Origin of the sequence: Silvibacterium sp. (assembly GCF_047605705.1) — a bacterium.
In the GTDB taxonomy this organism is placed as follows: domain Bacteria; phylum Acidobacteriota; class Terriglobia; order Terriglobales; family Acidobacteriaceae; genus Silvibacterium.
In genome coordinates this window covers 117,085-123,084 of sequence record NZ_JASGFD010000006.1, presented here as the reverse complement: position 1 = coordinate 123,084, position 6,000 = coordinate 117,085, and the positions used below count along the sequence as shown (strand labels likewise).

5 protein-coding genes are annotated in these 6,000 nt (G+C 53.2%); 3 read left to right on the top strand and 2 right to left on the bottom strand.

Annotated elements, in window-relative coordinates; genetic code table 11:
- Nucleotides 1-11: 11 nt before the first annotated feature.
- Nucleotides 12-2,108 carry a catalase gene (locus QM649_RS03885; RefSeq protein WP_415197696.1) on the bottom strand — a complete coding sequence of 699 codons (2,097 nt, stop codon included), beginning with the start codon at nt 2,106-2,108 and terminating at the stop codon, nt 12-14.
- Nucleotides 2,109-2,237: 129 nt separating this feature from the next.
- Entirely contained in the window at nt 2,238-3,032 is a 795-nt protein-coding gene (locus QM649_RS03880; protein WP_415197695.1) for an SDR family oxidoreductase, read from the bottom strand.
- Nucleotides 3,033-3,571: 539 nt separating this feature from the next.
- On the opposite strand from QM649_RS03880, the gene QM649_RS03875 reads away from it, so the two are divergent.
- From QM649_RS03875 to QM649_RS03865, 3 genes are all read left to right on the top strand, one after another.
- A complete protein-coding gene (locus tag QM649_RS03875; protein WP_415197700.1) occupies nt 3,572-3,955 on the top strand; it encodes a ferritin-like domain-containing protein in 384 nt (127 codons plus the stop codon).
- A gap of 432 nt (nt 3,956-4,387) precedes the next feature.
- A complete protein-coding gene (locus QM649_RS03870; protein WP_415197694.1) occupies nt 4,388-4,591 on the top strand; it encodes a hypothetical protein in 204 nt (67 codons plus the stop codon).
- Between the two features lie 1,068 nt (nt 4,592-5,659).
- Complete coding sequence (locus QM649_RS03865; protein WP_415197693.1) at nt 5,660-5,893, top strand: hypothetical protein; 234 nt, start codon at nt 5,660-5,662, stop codon at nt 5,891-5,893.
- The last annotated feature ends 107 nt before the right edge of the window (nt 5,894-6,000 follow it).

Below are 6,000 nucleotides of genomic sequence, written 5' to 3'. Positions count from 1 at the left end.
CACAATCGTGATCAGTAAATCGTCCGTACCGCCGGCTCACGTGCCCACACTTTTCCGTTTGCGGCGGCTTTGAGATATTTCTTCGGGGCATCGCCTATGATGACCCCCTCATCGGCAATAACTCCGGCTTTGTCGAGTAGGGGCTGAGCTGCGGCAGTAGCTCCGATGACCTTGAGGTGCTGGAAGGCGTCATGTACCCAGGCAACTGCACTAGCCTCTTTAAGCAGCTGAGCCGTTCCTTCTTCTGAGAGTGCCAAAAAAACGTGATCAAAAAGGACAGAGGCGCCACCAGCCAGCTGAAAATCAGCTTCCGTCGCGCTTCCGTCTTGGCCTTCAAAGCCGCCGACCTTCGGTGAGATGATTTTGAAATTCGCACCTACGTCTTCCACGGCCTTCCGAATTGACGCAAGCAGACCCGTGTCTGTGCCATCGGCAACGAGGCATCCGATCCTCCTTCCTTGTAATGAGGGCCTGGTTTTCGCCAGGATGCTCAATGCAGGAGAGGCAGCAAGGTCTGTGCGCACAGGCACCGCTGCAGGAATAGCGGGCAGCTTCCCGGTTAAGCCTAAACCTGCTGCAACACGACTAGCTATATCCGGACAAACGTTCGCAAGTTGGCCGACCATGCGCTCCCGGACAGCTTTCGTCTCAACCTTACTGAGTTCAAAAATGAACGCGGAAACGATGTGGTTTTGTTCCGGCTCAGTTTGTGAATAGAAGAATTGTCGAGCCTGGGAAAAATGGTCTGCAAATGATTCGGAACGGATGCGGAGCTTGTCGCCGTTCACGGGCTCTCTATAGCTTGAAAACCCGTGTTTGGGATCTTGGCGTGGGGAATCTGTTTCAAGCGAGCTGGGAGAGTAGTGCACCCGTCCTTTCTGTAGATTGGTCTGCATGTGTCCATCCCGCTGGTTATGCATGACCGGACATTTCGGCGCGTTAATCGGGATCTGTTGAAAGTTTGGACCGCCAAGCCGAATGAGCTGCGTATCTTGATAGGAGAGAATCCTTCCTTGTAGGAGAGGATCGTTCGTGAAGTCGATGCCGGGGACTACATTACGCACACAGAACGCCACCTGTTCTGTCTCTGCGAAGAAATTGGTCACCACTCGATCGAGTACGAGTCGGCCAACGATACGTAAAGGAAGAAGTTCTTCGGGGATTAGCTTGGTCGCGTCGAGAACATCGAAGTCAAACTTCTCAGCAAACTCTTCATCGAACAGCTGCAAGCCTAGTTCCCACTCGGGAAAATCACCTTGTGCAATTGCATCCCACAGATCACGCCGATGATAGTCGGGATCGGCACCAGAAATCTTGAGAGCTTCATCCCAGACCACAGATTGCATGCCGAGCTTAGGACGCCAGTGAAATTTTACGAATGTAGATTTTCCCTCTTCGCTGATCAGCCGGTAAGTATGAACTCCGAAGCCTTCCATCATGCGGAATGAGCGGGGAATAGCGCGATCGCTCATGGCCCACATCAGCATATGAGTTGACTCGGGCATGAGGGATGCGAAGTCCCAGAACGTATCGTGTGCGGTTTGCGCCTGCGGAAAACCACGATCGGGCTCTTGCTTTGCGGCATGGATGAGATCGGGAAACTTCAATGCATCCTGAATGAAGAAGACCGGAATATTATTTCCAACCAAATCCCAGTTTCCTTCCTTCGTATAGAACTTCACAGCGAAGCCTCTCACATCACGAGCCAGATCTGTCGAGCCCTTATTGCCCGCCACTGTAGAGAAGCGAACAAAGACGGGTGTCTTCACTCCCGCTTCTGTGAGTATGGCCGCACGTGAGATGCCGGTGAGCGAGTCCGTCAATTCAAAATAGCCATGCGCCCCATAGCCGCGAGCGTGCACAACACGTTCCGGAATTCGTTCGTGATCGAAATGCTGGATTTTTTCGAGAAGGTGCAAATCCTCGAGTAATGAGGGCCCGCGCTCTCCGGCTTTCAACGAGTTTTCATCGTCTGCGATGACGACTCCGGTCTGCGTCGTCATTGGCGGATGAGTGCCTCCGGCAACCTGATGAAGCTCATCGCCGTTGCCGGTGTACGAATCATTTTTCTGCTGTGGAGTTTTAGTGCTTTCTTTACGTGTAGCCATAAGAGCGTTAATGTCCTTTGATTGAGCTGCGAGCCCTGTGTCTTACGTCTGAACCGGAAAGTTTGAAACCGTTCCAAGTTTTTTGCGGTCGAATAGACCTGCCAACCTGATCAAATTGAACCGAGATATTCAGTACGGGCTGCGGCCGCCTGTCGCGCCATAGATTTCTCCCGTGACATAGCTCGCCTCGTCGGAGGCCAAGAAAACGAAAATCCGAGCGAGTTCGATCGGTTGCGCGGGTCGCCCGAACTCGGTCTTGGCGCCAAAGTCCTTCACTTTTTCCTCCGGCATCGTGGACGGGATGAGAGGTGTCCAAACCGGCCCCGGAGCGACGGCGTTGATACGCACGCCTCTCTTCATAGCATGCGACGCCATGCTTTTCGTCATGCTCAGGATTGCGGACTTGGTCGCAGCATAAGCAACGAGGCTGGGACTCGGTTGATATGCCTGAATAGAGGTTGTATTGAGCACGACGCCGCCCGGCGAAAGCCTCTGCAAAGCTCCCTGGGTGAGCAAAAATGTTGCAAAGACATTGGTGCGAAAGGTGTGTTCGAACTCCTCAGCCGAGACGTCTTCGAGATCATCATGAGACATCTGAAAAGCTGCATTGTTCAAGAGGATATCGAGGCGGCCGAACTCAGCAATAACTTTGCCCAGCAATGAATCTGCGGAACTCGCATCACGCAGATCAATGGGAATCTTGAGCGCCCGGCTTCCGCTGGCCTGAATCCTTAAACTCGTATCCTCTGCATCCGCCTCTTCCTCCTTAAGGTAGGAGATGGCTACATCCGCGCCCTCCTTCGCGAAGGCAATTGCGACGGCGCGCCCGATTCCGGAATCACCGCCTGTGACGAGAGCGACACGGCCTTTCAATTTCCCGCTTCCTTGGTAGCTATCTTCTCCGTGATCGGCTGGCGGATTCATACTGTGGACAGAGCCTGGATGGGATTGCGGCTGCTGGGGAAAAGGGGGAATGGGGCCGTGCTTGCGCGGGTCGATCAATATAGGGGGCATGTGAGACTCCCTTAACGCTCGATGAGCATGAAAGTATTGAACGCTGGCTATGCAGAGTGATGAGAATCGAGAGGCGAGCGAGAACTCAGGACTGAGCGGCGAAAAAGAAGTGCTCACTTAAGCGAGATGCAAGATTAGCGCTCGTAGAAGCCCGCATGATTTCATAATGTTGCTGAAGTGTCGGCTCTCCGACACTTCAGCGTAGCCGCTTGAGGTTCCGCGTAAAGTTGGGAAATCAAGATGGCAACAGAGATCCACTTCGGCGACTCTTAGCGAGAAGAACGAGGGCTCGTATATTACTTGAGGTGAAATCCATGGGACTTATCACAGCCAACGACTTCCAGAATCTTCGGTCGCTTTACCTTGCCCAGTTGCGTTACCTGCTGTCCACAGAAGAGCAAATCGTCAAAGGTCTTCCCAAGATGATTGAGCATGCAAGCGACGCTTAGCTGAAGCAGGCTTTCGAATCCCATCTCAAAGAAACAGAAATTCACGTCACGCGTCTGGAAGATCTGATCGCTGAAGTTAATGACAACGATGTGGACGACAAGAAGGATCCGATCCTCACGGCGATCGTTGCCTCCGGCGAAAATATCACCAAAGAGTCGGACGCCGGGCCCGTGCGCGATGCCGGGCTTATCGCAACTGCACAGAAAGTCGAACATTACGAAATTGCTTCTTATGGAAGCGCCCGTGACTGGGCTCACGCTCTCGGCTTAACACGGCATGTGGAAGCCCTTCAGCGTACGCTAGAGGAAGAAAAGAGCGCCGACCAAATTCTTACTCGCATATCGCAACACACGAATGGAGCCGCATCGAGCGTGGCAGCATAACGAACAAGGTTTCGGTTCACATTTGATCCGAAGCCCTTAATTACTTTATGGAGCTATGTTCTGATGTGAAAGGCTAGTCGCCAACTCGCTCGCGTCGCTATACTTCCATATTTCGTGAATCGAAAAGCTCACATGCGTGCTCGTGCGCAAATTGATTGCACTAATCGGTAATAATAGGACGGAAGATTGGAACGAGTTGTATGCATGCTAATATCGCTACTCCGAACATAGGTAGCGGTGTCAAAAATCGACTCTAATATTAATTATGGGGCGCCGACGGATGCCCGAGAACATATAGCCGCGTTGGCGCTCTCCCAGGGGGGGCAAACGCCGCTCAGGATGTGGTCAGCCCTGCGAAGCTTGTGACCCGTGCGAGTCGCTTATACTTATACAGCGGGCGCCTTCAGCACGCTTTAGGTAGCAATCGGGCAGATGCCTGCCAAGGCCACAGAGCAGACGAAGCAGAAGTTCGCAGACGTCGCCCGGGACGCTGTTACGAAGACCGACGCCGCAAAGGCATTTGCCGAAGATCGCGCCGGAGCTGTGAAGCGCAATCGTGTGATCGCCGGCACCGTTGCCGGAACCATCGGAGCGGGTGGTGCTTGGCTCCGGCTCAGTCATCTGCTGGGCGAGTGATGACTGCATCACAAGTCACATCACCTCTTCGAGCAAACCTGCACTGAGCCGAGTGCAACTAAATTCTTAGTACCAGAATCATAGGGCATACGGCCCGGTTCACTCCACGACGAACCATTTTTTTGTAGAGGTGCTGGATACTGCAAGGTGCTTTTCGCATCACATCAGATGGAGACCCACCTCAGTTGGCATTTTTCCAGCAAGCGCCCGCACCTTTCCTTCGGCGGTACAGCCGTACAGATTTCCTCTACCACTCCTCATGTTCAAGATGCGGGGAACATATCGCGTTCGCTGCGCGCCACTGGCAGCTAGGCCTTTTGGAGCACGGTCACATTTGCACCAGCCAGCCGGTAGAGACTCCAGCAGAGATGCCAAAGGCCAGTTGAGCGAACTTCTTCAAGGCGAGGAATGCGGCTAACTCTTGGCTAAAACGAAAAACCGCGTGCCGCATTCGTCACATCGGAACGCCTTCCGCCAGAAGATGAGGCGTTCACGAGGAGTGCGGCGTGTGCGATAAGTAGAGCGTTCTTTGCACGACGGGCATGCGGGCCGAAGAGACTCAGAATGTGCTGCATCAGTGGGTGTAGGAGCACTTGCGTGCATTTAGCTATTTCACCAGAGCCTTCAACAGATTGATATCACGCAAAAGAGCCAGCAATGTGAAATTGCCGAAGCTCTCGGGCGATTCGTGATCTCACTTCCAGTCAGTGAAGGGAAATCGTTAAGACGAACGCCCTCTACATTTTTCTCTGTGAGCATGCCTCGTCTTGCGGATACTATTTCGCGCATATGAACACCCTTGCACTCGTTGCAGAGATCGATCTCGAGATTGCTCGTTTAAGACAGGCTCGCTTGCTCCTCATCGGGAACCGCCCTCGCCCCACAACCAACCCCCGCGTTCTAGACAACGTGTGACATCCAGAAGGAATAAAACCTACGCAGCAGCAGAGCAGAAGCGCCGCTTGCGCGTACGGTAAACCCATCGTCATCCCCCATGACGTATAGCCCTCCCCCATCCCCGCCACAGGCTCAAACCTGGTCGGGGAAGTTTTGTGTTTATGGGTGGATATGAATGATTTCTGTTGCCCGTTGACCATAAAATTGTTGGCCATGGACGTCGAAGGCATCATTGCGGAACTTGAGCATGAAATAACGCTCCTTCAGCAGGTCCGTGCCCTGCTGCATAAGTCCGTGACCGCAAAGGTGCGTAAAAAGCCGATCATGTCTGAAGAAGGCCGCGCACGCATCATCGCTGCTCAGAAGAGACGATGGGCTAATCACCGGCGCGCTTCGGCGCGATAGCATCACGGCGAGTGATTTTCGAGCAAACCTCTTCTACTGCCGCGGCATTCGAGAACGATCCTTTGCTGCATATTGATATGCGCCTTTTGTTCGCTTAACTAGGTATG